The sequence below is a fragment of the Pseudomonas salomonii genome (assembly GCF_900107155.1).
Classification (GTDB): domain Bacteria; phylum Pseudomonadota; class Gammaproteobacteria; order Pseudomonadales; family Pseudomonadaceae; genus Aquipseudomonas; species Aquipseudomonas salomonii.
The window spans coordinates 601,790-615,585 of sequence record NZ_FNOX01000002.1 but is presented as its reverse complement, the minus strand read 5'-3'; the positions used below and the strand labels follow the sequence as shown (position 1 = coordinate 615,585).

The 13,796-nt window shown below is 57.6% G+C and carries 12 protein-coding genes; 8 read left to right on the top strand and 4 right to left on the bottom strand.

Annotated features, from left to right (window positions below):
* Positions 1–88: 88 nt before the first annotated feature.
* The 6 genes from BLV67_RS06860 (at position 89) to BLV67_RS06835 (ending at position 7,338) form a co-directional block, all read left to right on the top strand.
* Positions 89–1,561: a DUF262 domain-containing protein gene (locus BLV67_RS06860; RefSeq protein ID WP_069787856.1), complete on the top strand. Its 1,473-nt coding sequence runs from the start codon at positions 89–91 to the stop codon at positions 1,559–1,561.
* Positions 1,561–3,525, top strand: coding sequence for a DUF262 domain-containing protein (locus BLV67_RS06855; protein WP_069787855.1), 1,965 nt, complete (start codon positions 1,561–1,563; stop codon positions 3,523–3,525). The genes BLV67_RS06860 and BLV67_RS06855 overlap by 1 nt, the downstream gene beginning before the upstream one ends.
* Positions 3,526–3,625: 100 nt before the next feature.
* A complete protein-coding gene (locus tag BLV67_RS06850) occupies positions 3,626–4,549 on the top strand; it encodes a hypothetical protein (RefSeq protein WP_069787854.1) in 924 nt (307 codons plus the stop codon).
* Positions 4,550–4,740: 191 nt separating this feature from the next.
* A complete protein-coding gene (gene gcvA, locus BLV67_RS06845) occupies positions 4,741–5,637 on the top strand; it encodes a transcriptional regulator GcvA (RefSeq protein ID WP_069787853.1) in 897 nt (298 codons plus the stop codon).
* A gap of 82 nt (positions 5,638–5,719) precedes the next feature.
* Complete coding sequence (locus tag BLV67_RS06840; protein WP_065930171.1) at positions 5,720–6,547, top strand: DMT family transporter; 828 nt, start codon at positions 5,720–5,722, stop codon at positions 6,545–6,547.
* A gap of 29 nt (positions 6,548–6,576) precedes the next feature.
* The gene (locus BLV67_RS06835; RefSeq protein WP_065930170.1) at positions 6,577–7,338 is read left to right on the top strand and encodes an SDR family oxidoreductase; all 762 of its coding nucleotides are present in this window, start codon (positions 6,577–6,579) and stop codon (positions 7,336–7,338) included.
* 36 nt (positions 7,339–7,374) lie between these two features.
* Here BLV67_RS06835 and BLV67_RS06830 read toward each other — a convergent pair whose 3' ends face one another.
* On the bottom strand, positions 7,375–8,343 hold the full coding sequence (locus tag BLV67_RS06830; RefSeq protein WP_069787852.1) for an AraC family transcriptional regulator: 969 nt from the start codon (positions 8,341–8,343) through the stop codon (positions 7,375–7,377).
* A 102-nt stretch (positions 8,344–8,445) separates the two neighbouring features.
* Here BLV67_RS06830 and BLV67_RS06825 point away from each other — a divergent pair, with 102 nt between their 5' ends.
* A complete protein-coding gene (locus BLV67_RS06825) occupies positions 8,446–9,696 on the top strand; it encodes an MFS transporter (protein WP_069787851.1) in 1,251 nt (416 codons plus the stop codon).
* A gap of 96 nt (positions 9,697–9,792) precedes the next feature.
* Here BLV67_RS06825 and BLV67_RS06820 read toward each other — a convergent pair whose 3' ends face one another.
* Genes BLV67_RS06820 through BLV67_RS06810 form a run of 3 tightly spaced genes read right to left on the bottom strand, consistent with a single transcriptional unit; the run spans position 9,793 to position 12,578 of the window.
* Positions 9,793–10,794 (bottom strand): NAD(P)H-quinone oxidoreductase, encoded by a 1,002-nt coding sequence (locus tag BLV67_RS06820; protein WP_069787850.1) that lies wholly within the window; start codon positions 10,792–10,794, stop codon positions 9,793–9,795.
* Positions 10,795–10,796: 2 nt separating this feature from the next.
* Positions 10,797–11,129 (bottom strand): carboxymuconolactone decarboxylase family protein, encoded by a 333-nt coding sequence (locus BLV67_RS06815; RefSeq protein ID WP_065930166.1) that lies wholly within the window; start codon positions 11,127–11,129, stop codon positions 10,797–10,799.
* A 12-nt stretch (positions 11,130–11,141) separates the two neighbouring features.
* Positions 11,142–12,578, bottom strand: coding sequence for an NAD-dependent succinate-semialdehyde dehydrogenase (locus BLV67_RS06810; RefSeq protein ID WP_069787908.1), 1,437 nt, complete (start codon positions 12,576–12,578; stop codon positions 11,142–11,144).
* 242 nt (positions 12,579–12,820) lie between these two features.
* Here BLV67_RS06810 and BLV67_RS06805 point away from each other — a divergent pair, with 242 nt between their 5' ends.
* Positions 12,821–13,747, top strand: coding sequence for a LysR family transcriptional regulator (locus BLV67_RS06805; protein WP_065930165.1), 927 nt, complete (start codon positions 12,821–12,823; stop codon positions 13,745–13,747).
* Positions 13,748–13,796: the final 49 nt, after the last annotated feature.

The window sequence follows — 13,796 nt, the reverse complement described above, 5'->3', positions numbered from 1 at the left end:
TTATGCCATCCTGCCGGTTTCTATCGTTCAGGGACGACCTCGGCATCTTCGATCAGCAGGTCGTAGAGCACATTACAAGGACAGTCATATGAGCCAAGCCGTGAGCGCACATGCATTTGCCTTGCATCTGCCGCAAGCCGTGGAGGGCATCGCCGTTGCCTCCACGAGCCTCGATAACGTATTCAGCGCAAAACGCATTCCGTCCAGCGACGGCGGCGTTATTTTTGGCAACCTGCATTTACCGGAATACCAACGGCCGTATCGGTGGGGAGAAGAGCAACTAACGCAGTTGCTCGATGATTTGCGCGCCTTCTTCAGCACGGATGCACCGGTCCACGACTTCTACCTTGGCAGTATCATCCTGCACCAGCAAGGTGGTAACGCGCGCCAGCGAGGATTGCTGAATATCATCGATGGCCAGCAGCGCATTACCAGCCTGGCGTTGCTTCATTGTCTTCAGAAGGGGGACAGAGGCGCGCCTGAGTTGAAATTCAACTCCCCAGAAAGTTATCGGCGCATCCAGCTCAATCTTCGATGGCTGGAGCAGCAAAAGCTTCCGCAAATAGATTTCACGCGCATTAACGTTACGCTGGTCGTCACGCAGCGAGAAGATGATGCGTACCGCTTCTTCGAAACTCAGAACACTTCCGGTGTGCGTTTGAGCGGCGCGGATATCATCAAGGCTTATCATCTACGCAGCGTTGCTACTGATGCGCAGAATGATTTCGCCCGGACCTGGGAGCGCCTTGGGGATCTCAAACCCCTTGTCGCCACCATCATGAAGGCCCGGCATTGGCAAAGACTGCGCTGGCGAAACGTTGCCAGTGATCGCGACCCGCTACTCGAGCGCAAGCAAATCGTCACAGAACTCGCCGAGCGAACGCTGGCAAATACGGGCGATATTGCCTATCGGACCTTACGGGTGTATCGCGATGTCGGAGGCAAGGAAGCGCACACCTTCCAGACCGGGTATGCCATGCGCCAGCCTCTGGGTGTCGGGGTTAATGCCATGCGCTACATCGAATACTTCCACGGCCTGCGCCTGGATTTGCTCGACGTGGGTAACGCGCCGCCCAAACACTCGTTTGGCTACTACTACAAACGGTTGTCCCAAGATGCGTGCGGCAGTGTGTTCCTGAGCCGTGCATACGATTGCGCTTTGCTGATGTACGCCAGCCAATTCGGTACTGCCCGACTGCTCGAAGCGAGCCTGTGGATATTCCGTATGGTTTTTTCGCTGCGCCTGATCAAAGAAGTCAGCGTGAGGGAAGATGGCGTCCAGGCGCACATCAGGGAGAATCCACTGATGGACTGGATTACCAGCAGCCATACCCACGAGGAACTGCTGGGGTACTTACGGACCTACACCTACACCACCACCCGGGAAGGGCTTGATAGGCACAGCATCAAGAAGCGCTTCGTGGAATCGGTGTCTGCAACGTTTCACTTGGGCTTGGCCTGGCCGGATATCGCCCAGGTAGCCTCTGGATACGATGTGGCGTTATGTGATGCCATCGAACGAATCAGCCTCGCTGACATTGCCCGCCAAGGAGGCAAATGATGAATGCTCAAGTCCAGTCAAATGTGCAGACTGCCGCCACGCTTTGCCAGCAAGGTATAGCGCTGACCATTCCCTGTTACCAGCGCCCCTATGTATGGCCCAGCGAGGATGTGGAGGTACTGTTGGAACAGATCATCCTGGCGAGCGAACTCGATGCGAACGGTCAACCCGCGCAGGCGCATTACTTCATAGGCACGGTGCTGACCAGCGAAGTCACTTCGCCGACCTCTGATGCATTCATGACCTATGAAATTATCGACGGCCAGCAACGCATGACGACATTGATGGTGTTGGCGCTAGCGTTCTGTGCGCTGATGCCCTCATCGCTACTGCGATCGCTTGTGGTCTTGGGCAATGCGCCGAGACTCACTTTCAATATTCGTGAAGAGGTTCAGTCACGGTTGAGCGCGTGGGCAGGATTGACGGCGGACACACATTCGGACGAAAAGGAGGCTTCGAATCCCTATCTCATACACTTGATTGGTGCTCGAAAGGTCGCATGCGACAGGCTGAAGAGATTGCAGGCAAAAGGTGGGGATCGAGCCCTTGAACGGGTTGCTGACTATTTGTTCAACCAGGTCACCTGGGTCAACAATGTCATGCCCATGGGCATGGACCTGAACAAACTGTTTGCGACGCTGAACACCAGTGGCGTGCAGCTTGAACAGACCGATATCCTCAAAGCCCGCCTGATGAAATGTATCAAGCAGAACCGTGCCACGTATGAAGGCATTTGGCAGGCATGCGAAGATATGGGGAATTACTTCGAGAAGAACCTGCGTGATGTCTTCGCGGGTGCCCATTGGGGTGGCTTGAAATTCAACGACCTCACAGATCACTCCTTCGAGCACTTTTCCCTGGATCGCCCCGCAGCCGGTTACGCGAAAGGCCGCACGATCAGCGAAATAATGTCAATGAGAGTGACTGACGACGCCACGATTGAGGCGCTTGGGGAGAAAGATGAGGCGCGTTATCAGTCGATCGCAAGCTTCGGTTTGCTGCTCATGCATGCTTTTCGAATCTACCGATTCGCTCAGAACTGGCGTGACATCGGCTCGCGGCTCAACGACAGCAACCTCAATGATTGTTTCTTCCAGTTCGCCGAAAACGCTACTGCAGCGCAAGCCAAAGGGTTTATGGAATGCCTCTGGAACGTAAGGTTTCAGTTCGACCGCTGGGTCGTCAAGTGGGTGCGCCTGGGCGAGGAGGATGAACGAACCCTGCGCTTGAGTTCCATCAACAATCGAAGCAAAGGTAATGGCCCTGATTGGCGCTCCATCACTCAGGAGACTGGCGATCTTAGCCAGCTACAGAGCATGCGCTACCTTACTGGCGAGCGCAGTGCCCAGTATTGGTTAACGCCCTTTCTTGGCAGGCTGGTCAATTCGCCAGGCATGGCGGAGCATGAGGTGCTGGCGCTGCTCGAACATATCGATAACCAACTCTCGCTTACGGCAATGACGCAGAAGGAGGCGAGTTATCGGCTCTTGTACAGTGACAACGCTGAACCTGAACCCATCGCCACGAAAATCGCTTACCTCAAGGAAGCTCACGGCACCAGCTTTGAACACTACTGGTTCCAGAAACTGGAATACATTCTTTGGCGTGAACGTCGCACGTCCAACTGGTTGGATCCTGACAAGCTGCAGCTATACAGGATTACTTCGAAGAATTCAGTCGAACATGTGCACCCTCAAAATGAAGAGTTCGGCAGGACATTATCAGACGATCTACTCCACGGATTTGGTAATTTGGTATTGCTCAGCCCGGGTGAGAACTCCTCCTATAGCAACCTGGCGGTCATCAAAAAACAAGCAGCATTTCGCACCAAACCCAAGTACGACTCGTTGAAACTGGCTCATATGTTTCATGTACTGGGCAAAGGCGACGACTGGGGGCAGCATCAGATTAATGAACATGCGCAAGTGATGCTCTCACTCCTTGAGACGCACTACGACGCCTAAGCAGTTGCCTGTCAGGGGCGGGCTATAAAAACCAGACGGGCCGCGACAGATTCAGTGACGCTCGTAACGATCCACTTCAAGTCAAAGGAAGGAACATAGTATGGCCGGTGCTTCGCATTTTGCACGTGCTGTTGAAGCGTATTACACGTGCGACCAGAATATTATTGAATTCTATTCAAATCTTTATAATGAAATGCATGAAAATAAACTGCTGGATGAAAACTTTGTCTCGCAAATGAGTGACGCGGACAAGACCATGCAGCGGCTGTCGGAGCTGGTTGTTCTTAAATATTGCACCCGGCGTATCAAGGGTATTTCCAGCGAGAAAAAAGGTCCTGATATTACGTTTAGCTTTGAAAGTAAAAGAATAAATATTGAAGTGATAACACCTGTTCAGGTGGTACAGAAAAAAACTCAGTACGCCCAATACTTCTTTCCTCGCCGACCGGAAGACCCCGCGCCAGGAAGCTCAGTAGACGCCTACACCCCCGAAATGGACAGCTTGCATGCAAGAATAACGTCGGCGCTTAAAGAAAAAGCAGGAAAGTATGAGGCTTACCTCAACAATAAAACCACCCAGTCCGACGATATAAATATCATCTGTATTAATGTTGGATTTATTCAGGGAAATGAACTTATTGACTATGCCTATTTAAAAAATCTTTTCACCCGGCAGGCGACGATCTACATAGATATTAACGAGCAGAAAAAAATCTCACCAAAAATCGTGGATATCGACTTTCAGATCACCAAGGAAAACAGCACAATCCTCACCACAAGCTATTTCGATAACTCAGCGTACGCGCACATTGACGGTGCTTGGATTATCAGTTGCAACGAGAAAAACTTCGATAGCCTGGCGCAAGTATCTCACCCCGCTAACATGGACAGGAACGTGATGCATCAAAATATGAACTCTAGAATCCCGTCTTCTCTGCTGTCAGCTTTACACATAAATAGCCCGCAGCAAGAGGAGAGTTTTGTTCAGCATATCAGGACGCATGGTCAACTCCCAAACGCCTAGCAGCGAGCCCCCGATGGTGAGGGTTGGGGGCGGAGTAGGGCAAGCGAACGAATACCCTGGATGCTAGTGGGTTATCAACCGCTACTGAGCTACTGTCCCGCCAGCGAGGCGACGTTTACAGTGAACTTCGCCGCTGCATGAGCTAACGTTCATACACGTGCTTTTGCGAAAACTCGCTGGATACCGCCCCTATGAGAGATCTGCCGCCCACCGCGACCTTGCGCGCTTTTGAAGTTGCGACCCGCCACCCGACATTTACAGCCGCTGCACAGGAGTTGCATGTGACTCAAAGCGCGGTCAGTCACCAGCTCAAGCACCTGGAGGCGCTTTGGGGCGTGCCGTTGTTTGAGCGTGGCAAGGCGTTACGCCTCACGGCAGCGGGGGCTACGCTGGCGCCCATCGTGCGGGAGTTTTTCATCAGTCTGGAGGCGACGTTGGGTGACTTGCGCGAGCAAAAGGGCAGGGTGCGACTCAGCGTCAGCACCACCTATTCCTTCGCGCTCAAATGGTTGCTGCCACGCTTGCCACGCCTGGCTCGTCAGCACCCCGAGCTGTTGGTGTCGCTGGACACCACGGATAAAATTATCCATTTCTCGCACGGCCAGGCGGATGTTGCGATCAGGCTCGGCAAGGGCAATTACCCAGGTCTGCATTCGGAGTTCCTGTTTGGGGAGCAGGTATTTCCTGTGGCCAGCCCCGAACTGCTGCGACGCGTGGGGACGCCGCAGAGCCCCGCAGACTTGTTGCACTTCCCGCTGCTGACGCGCGATGGCGCCGAGTTGGTGCCAAAGTGGGAGGCGTGGTTTCAAACCGTCGGCCTGGCCTATTTGCCGCTCAAGGAGAGCGTCAGGTTTGGCGATACCAACATGACGGTCGAGGCCGCCTTGCTCGGCCAGGGCGTTGCATTGGTGCGCAGCGGGCATGTCGAGAATGAAATCAGCGATGGCCGTTTGGTGCGGCTGTTCGACATACCGCTGCCATCGCCGCTGGCTTACTACTTCGTCTGCACCAAGGGCATCGAATCGCAGCCGCACATCGCCAGCTTTCGCCAATGGCTGGTCAGCGAGGCGCTGAAAGTACAGGCATAGACCCTCAAATTATGAGTATTTGCTCATGGCCCAATGAGGAGACTTCGCTTTAGCCCCGGCGCCGCATTGCCTAAAGTGGCGCATGCCTATTCATCTCGTGTTCCTTGTGCTGTTCGCCGCGCTCCTGCATGCCAGTTGGAACGCGCTGCTGCGTAGCGGCGCCGATCGGCTGTGGTCGATGACGGTGATGTGCGTCGCCATCGCCATTACCAGTGTGGTTGCTGCGACATTCATGGCGCCCCCGGCGATTGAAAGCTGGGGCTACGCGGTGGTCTCGGGGTTGCTGCATGTGGGCTACAACCTGTTTCTGGTGCGCAGTTACCGGGTCGGCGATCTGGGGCAGGTCTATCCGATCTCACGTGGATCGTCGCCGGTGCTGATCACCTTCGGTGCCGCCGTGTTCGCCGGAGAGAGCATCACCCCTGGCGAGCTCGTCGGTATTGCGCTGGTGTCGGGCGGGATTATTTCGTTGGCCTTCAGAGGGCGCAGTCTGTCGGTTCCCAGCTTGCCCTATGCGCTGGGAACGGGCGGCTTTATCGCGGCCTACAGCGTGGTCGACGGCATCGGTGCGAGGCTCTCCGGTGCGCCGCTTGCCTACACGGTATGGATGTGCGCCCTGTGGGGCGTGCTGATGCCGGTGGTCTACATCGGCCTGCGCGACAGCCGCAGCTTGTTCTGCGTCCGGCCCGGAACAGTGACCGCGCTGGTCGGCGGCCTGGTCTCATTGCTCGCGTATGGAATGATCATCTACGCCATGAACGAAGCGCCCCTGGGCGCGGTATCGGCACTGCGCGAAACCAGCGTGCTGTTCGCGGCGTTGATCGGCTATGCGTTTCTCGGCGAGACGCTCACTGCACGCCGGATACTGGCGTGCGTAGTGATCGCCGGCGGTACTCTCATCATCGGCTGATACAGCCAACAGCTCAGGAGCTATGTTCAATGGTCAATGTCTCGCAGGCACCGCTGATTCTAATCACGGGTGGCAGTCGTGGAGTGGGGGCCGCCACCGCCCGGTTGGCCGCTGAAAGGGGTTACGACGTGGCTATCAGCTACGTTGCCAACGAATCCGCAGCGCTGGCCGTGGCTGCGGATGTAGAAGCGTTGGGGCGCCGGGCGTTGGCGATGCGGGCCGACAGTGCGGACCCGCAACAGGTGGCCGATTTGTTCGCGGCCATCGACCGCAGGTTCGGACGTATCGACGTGCTGGTCAATAACGCCGGGATGCTGGGGCCTCAGTCTCGCCTGGAAGACCTTGGCGTGGAGCGGATGCAGCGCATCTTTGCGGTCAATGCCATTGGGCCAATACTCTGTGCCCAACAGGCGGTGAAACGCATGGCTTACCGCCACAACGGCCCGGGCGGTGTGGTGATCAATGTCTCTTCGGCCTCGGCGCGCCTCGGCAGCCCCAATGAGTACGTCGACTATGCGGCGTCAAAGGGCGCGTTGGAGACGTTCACCATTGGGTTTGCAAAGGAGGTGGCGCGCGAAGGCATACGTGTCAACTGTATTCGCCCCGGGCATATCTATACCGACATGCACGCCAGTGGCGGTGAGCCGGGGCGGGTCGACCGGGTCAAGGATTCGATCCCCATGGGGCGCGGTGGTCAGCCCGAGGAGGTGGCGCGCGCGATTCTATGGCTGGCGAGCGCGGAGGCATCCTTCGTTACCGGTACATTCCTCGACGTGACGGGCGGTAAATGAGCCGGCGCCACGGGTCATCGGCTGCTTACGCTCGGTTCAAGTCAGCGCGGGCTGCCTGACCTTGCGACTCAATCCCGGTGTCTGCCCCGTAATGCGCTTGAATGCACGACTGAAGGCGGCCTGGGAGGTATAGCCCAAGCGCTGCGCCACCTCTTCAATCGGCAGCCTTTCGAGGGTCAGCCACTGGCTTGCAAGGCGCATTCGCAGTTCGGTGACATAGCGCAGCGGGGTCATGCCGATAGTCACTTGAAAGCGCTCGGCGAACACCGAGCGCGAGGTATTACAGTGCTCGGCCAACTGCGCAACGGTCCATTCGCGACCCGGTTGTTGGTGGAGCGCAAGCAGCGCACCGGCCAGGCGTGGATCGCGCAAGGCGGCGACCAGCCCAGAGGCGTTGCCGCAGGCGCACTCCACCCAGCCGCGAACGACCATGGCCGCCACCACGTCGGCCAGTCGCGCGAGGATACCGGCGAAGCCGACACGGGCGGCGCTGACCTCGCGTTCCATGGTGGTCAGGATCGGCACCAGTCCGGGGTAACGCTGGCCACCGGCATCAATCAGCATCAGGCCCGGCATCAGCCGACCAAGCCCATGGATGCTGCCCAGTTCAAACTCCATGCAGCCACTGAACACGATAGTGCTTGGGGTGGGGCTGCCATCGGTCCCGGTATCCACCGCGCTGACGGTGTCGCCCAGAGGGGCGCCGTCTAAACGGTCGATGTCTTGAACCGGCACGTCCGTATGGGAAAACAGTTGATGGGCCGCGCCATGGGAAATAAACACGGCGTTGCCGGCAGACAGCGCGTAAGTGGTGCCGTCCTCCATTTTCAACACTGCAGTGCCGACGGCCATGAAATGGAACCAGGCGTGCCCGGGTTTTTCTGCGAAGCCCAAACCAAAGGTCGGGCCCGTTTGGATACGCCGGTATTCGACCCCACGCAGGCGCATGCCGCGTAACAGCTCGTTGATGAGATCTGAGGAAAGCGCAAACTGATCTGTAGGCATCGTTCAGGTGTTTTGGTCAAAAAGTAGAGACTTCAGATCATAGATCATCCGGATTCCCGCGCCTAGACTGCGGCTCGCAATGAAGATTGGGAGATCCGTGCAATGACTGACTGTGTGTGTAATACCGTTTCCGATAGCCCGTACGGCGTCGACTCGGACCTAGAACCTGCAACCCCCGCGTGGATGGCAGTATTTTCCCTGGCCATGGGGGTGTTCGGATTACTGACCGCTGAGTACCTTCCAGCCAGTTTGTTGACGCTGATGGCGACTGACCTGGGCGTGTCCGAAGCGCTGGCTGGCCAGGCAGTCACTGTGACGGCCGTGGTGGCGCTGTTCGCCGGCTTGTTGGTACCAGGCCTGACCCGTGGCATCGACCGACGGTGGGTGTTGCTGGGTTTTTCCACGTTGATGGTTGCCTCCAATCTGTTGGTCGCCGTTTCCTCCAGCTTCGCGGTGCTGTTGTTGATGCGCATCTTGCTGGGCATTGCCCTTGGCGGGTTCTGGAGCATGGCGGCGGCGGTAGCGATGCGCCTGGTACCGGGTGCCTTGTTGCCCCGGGCGCTGTCGATCATTTTCAGCGGCATCGCCATCGGCACGGTCGTTGCGGTACCGCTGGGCAGCTACTTGGGTGGGCTCTATGGCTGGCGCAGCGCGTTCTTTGCGGCGGCAGCGGTAGGCATGGCGACTCTGGCTTTCCAGGCGTTCACGCTGCCGCGCCTTGCGCCGCGCCGGCCGGCACGCCTGCGTACGGTACTTGAGGTGTTGCTGCGCCCGGGCATCGCCATGGGCATGTTCGGTTGTGTGCTGGTGCACAGCGGGCACTTCGCGATGTTCACCTATGTTCGGCCCTTCCTCGAGGGGACTACGGGTATCGGCGCCCAAGGGCTGTCACTGATGCTGCTGGGGTTCGGTGTCGCAAACTTCGTCGGCACGCTGTTGGCCGGGAGGCTGCTGGAGCGCCACCCGCTGGCCACACTGGTGTTGATGCCCGCACTGGTCGGCGTCGCCGCACTGGCGTTGGTGCTGTTGCCGGCCTCGGTGCCGGGGCAGGCGGTCCTGCTGGCGATCTGGGGCCTGGCCTTTGGTGGCGTGCCGGTGGCGTGGTCGAACTGGGTCGCCAGCGCGGTGCCTGACCAGGCGGAAAGCGCCGGGGGCATGGTGGTGGCCTCGGTGCAGTCCGCCATCGCAACGGGCGCCGCCGCAGGCGGTGCGGTATTCAGCCTCGGTGGCAGTGCAGGCGTATTCGTCGCCGCGGCCGTGCTGATGCTGCTGGCCGCGTTGCTGATTGCGCTGCGTGTTCGCGTCCCCTCCGCCCATGGCATCCGCCAGTCCAAGCCCGCGTTGCATCTTTGATCCGGTTAGCCAAATGAACAATAAGACGTCTCACGCAGGACGCCAAGGTGCACACAAAGAGCACCTTGTCGGTGTATTGGCAATCTACAGCCGAACTCAAACAATATCCTCAGGCTGCATCGTTAAAATGATTTTCCCAACGTTTTCGGACGATTCCATTCGGCGATGGGCATCGGCAGCTCGTGAAAGCGGGAACGTGCTGTCAACCACCGGCTCCAGACTTCCGGCGCCTTCAAACCGATCAAGCCAATGCTCGCGGAAGCGCTTGATCATGCCGTGCTTCTCTGGCTGTGTGCGGGACTTCATGACAGTACCGATGATCTGCAAGTGACGGTAAAGGATATGCTCCAGCTCTACGTTCACCTTACCGCCTCCGCCCAGGATGCCGACCTGAATAAGCCGGCCTCCCTTGGTCAGGCAGGCGATATTGCGGGCAAAGTAGGGCTCGCCAACGAAATCGATGACGATATCCACACCTGTACCCTTGGTTTTGTCTGCGATGACTTCGGCAAAATCCTGGGTCTTGTAGTCAATGGCGATATCGGCGCCTAAATGCTCGACACGCGCCAGCTTGCTGGCGTCGGTGGTCGCGTACACCGTGGCGCCGGTGGCGTATGCCAACTGGACGGCAGCAGAACCCACACCTCCCGCGGCCGCATGGATTAATACCGAGTCGCCGGCCTTGAGCCGAGCCAGATGCATCATTGCTTCATGGGCGGTGACGAAGACTTCGGGAATTGCCGCTGCATGCACATAGTCCAACTGCGCGGGGACAGGCATGGCCATGCGGTAGTCGATGCGTGCAAGCTCGGCATAGGCCCCACCTCCGACGACGCCCATCACTCGATCACCAATCTCAAAACCCTCGACCCTATCACCTTTGCCAATGACCTCGCCGGCGATCTCCAACCCCATGATCAGTGAATCACCAAAATTAGGCTGACCGTAGCCGCCGGTTCGGTGGGTCAGATCTGCTCGGTTCACACCCGCGGCATAAACCCGTACCAGCAGGTCAGTCGGGCGCACTTCGGGATCGGCAACATCTGCTAGCTCGAGTACGTCCGCCGCGCCGAATTCTCTAATATTGATGGCTTTCATGATCAGTTTTTCTCCGGTTCGCTAAACGTGGCATTGGCGATGGCAGACGCGGTGATGGCGCCTGGGAAGCCTACGTAGAACGCCAGATGAGTGATCGCGGCGGCAATTTCTTCATGGGTCAGCCCATTGCTGACCGCCCGCCGCAGATGCGCAGGCAGCTCTTCAGAGTGACCATCGGCAATCAACGCGGCCACTGTGATCAGGCTACGGTCGCGTGGGGACAATGTTGGATCACTCCAGATTTGCGGGTACAGCGTCGAATCAACGAACTGCGACAGCTTCGGTGTAAACGCCCGAGCCGCTTCACGAGGGCTGCTGAAATTGAGAGTGGACATGATGATGCCTCCTTAAGCCTGGCTGATGAATTTATTGGTGAGGTAGTGTTCGATGCCTTCAATGCCACCTTCCGAACCATGGCCGCTTTCTTTCACGCCGCCGAAGGGGAGTTCGGTGGCGACGATGCGGTATTGGTTGATACCGATCATCCCGGCCTCTAACCCGTCAGCAACGTCAATGGCCGTTCGAGCGCTAGCAGTGAATGCATAGGCTGACAGCCCGTAGGGCAGGCGATTAGCCTCCTTCAAGCCATCCGGCAAATGATCGAATGGCATCAGCACGGCGATGGGCCCGAAGGGTTCTTCATGCATGACTCGGGCGTTCATCGGCACATCCGCCAACACCGTCGGCTCAAAAAAGTAGCCGCTGCATTCCAGGCGCTTACCACCGGCCAACACCCTTGCACCTTTGGCGACGGCATCAGCCACCAGCTCTTGCATCTTGGCGAGCTGCCTTGGATTGGCGAGCGGCCCGACCTGGGTGCCAGGCGTGCGGCCATCGCCTATTTTCAGCGCGAGTGTGGCCCTCACAAAATGATCTACAAATCGTTGATAGGCGCCACGCTGAACAAGAAACCGCGTTGACGAGATGCAGACCTGGCCCGTCCCGCGAAACCGATTGGCAACACCTTCGACGGCTGCTTTTTCGATGTCTGCGTCATCAAATACCAACACCGGCCCATGGCCTCCCAATTCAAGGGTGATGGGTTTGACGCCCTCGGCCGCGCGGGCTGAAAGCAGGCGACCGATAGGTACCGAACCCGTAAAGGTCACCTTGCGGATGATGGGGGACGCGATCAGGTGGCTGGACACTTGATCCGGTACGCCGAAAACCACCTGCAACACGCCTTTGGGCAACCCTGCATCGTCGAGTGCCCGCGCCAGGGCCAGCGCTGTGGAGGGGCTTTCTTCCCCGGGTTTGAGAATGACACTGCAACCGGCGGCCAGTGCCGCCGAGAGTTTGCGAGCTGGGGTAATGGCCGGGAAATTCCAGGGCGTGAACGCAGCCACTGGGCCGATGGCTTGACGTTTGACCATTTGCAGCACACCGGGGCGGTTGGCCGGGACTACACGGCCATCGATACGGCGTGCGCTTTCGGCAAACCACTCGAAGTATTCAGCTGCACGCGTTACTTCATCCAGGCTTTCTCCAAGCGGTTTGCCTTCTTCAAGCGTCATTTGTTCGGCAATGTGTGGCGCCCGTTCGAGGATGAGATCGGCAGCGCGCTTGAGAATTTTTGCGCGCTGGTCAGGGACAGTCTGGCGCCATTGTTCAAAGCTCACTTGAGCCACTGCGAGTGCGTGATCAAGGTCGCCTGCGGTGGCGAGTGGCACGCGGCCTATCTCAAGTGCGGTTGCGGGGTTAACGACAGCGGCGGTTGCGCGGCCCTCGGCACTGATCCATTCACCACCGATAAAAAGATAAAGCGGGTCGTAAGACGTGTTCATGGGGTTGCCCTTCGGTTGGTTTATCAAAAGTTCGTACAAAGCTCGGCGCCTGAAGTACCAGGGGTAGTGCCTGGGGAACTGCGTGGGTAGTTCAGGCGCCCTGTGCAACCGAGTCTATGGAGTACGAGCGGTTTGATTTAGCCGGCCAGGAGGGAATCATTGTTGTGCGGGGAGGTAATATCGAGGACAGGCCGGAGCGTGTAGCATCGAACGCCTGGAATCAGATCGACAGGTAGCGTTGGATGGATAAACTTACGAACATGTCCGTGTACGTCAAAGTTGTTGAGATGGGCAGTTTTACTGCGGTGGCGAACCATCTGGACTCTACGGTCGGCAATGTTTCGCGTGCGGTTTCCGCGCTTGAAAACGTGCTCGATGCCCGTCTGTTGCAGCGCTCGACCCGGCGCCTTTCAGTGACAGACGCTGGCCGGCGCTTCTATGAGCGCTGTACCAAAATTCTGGCAGACCTTGAAAATGCAGAAGCCGAAGCGAGCAATGCGGCGTTGAACCCCAGGGGGACATTGCGTGTGCATTGTGTGCCGGGGCTGGCGCGGCAGTTGGTCACCTCAGCCGTGCTGGAATACCGCAGGGAATTCCCCGATGTTACCGTGGATTTAATGCTTTCTCAGCGAATGCCTAACCTTCTGGAAGACCAATTGGATGTCTCGATTCTGATTGCCCGAACGCTGCCGGATTCAGCGTATGTCAGCCAAAAGATCGGCGTTAGCCATTGTGTGCTGGTTGCTTCTCCTGAGTATCTGGAGCTGCACGCGGCCCCCGTGACGCCGGAAGATCTCCATGATCATCAGTGTTTGCTGTTGGGCACTGTCGATTATGTGCGGGATGAATGGCAATTGAAGAGCAAGACGGGGGATGCCACGTTTGCTCCGAAAGGCCCGAGTTTCAGCGTCAATGATATGGAAGCAATGGCGGTTGCCGTTCGAGAAGGGGCAGGCATAGGTTTGCTGGCCGGTTTTTCAGCCATAGAGGACTTGCGGTCAGGCAAGCTCGTCCGAGTTCTGCCCGAGTACCATACCTACGAGCGTAACGTTTACGCCGTCTACACATCGCGCCAGTTTATCGATGCAAAAATTACTCGCTTCATCGATACGCTGAAAAAGCGGGTAGGTACTGAGCTTATGATGACCGCTGAGGAACTCATCGCTTGAAGGACGCCGAGTGACGCTTTGCCGGGGGAAAGTAGCAGGTCTGGTGGAA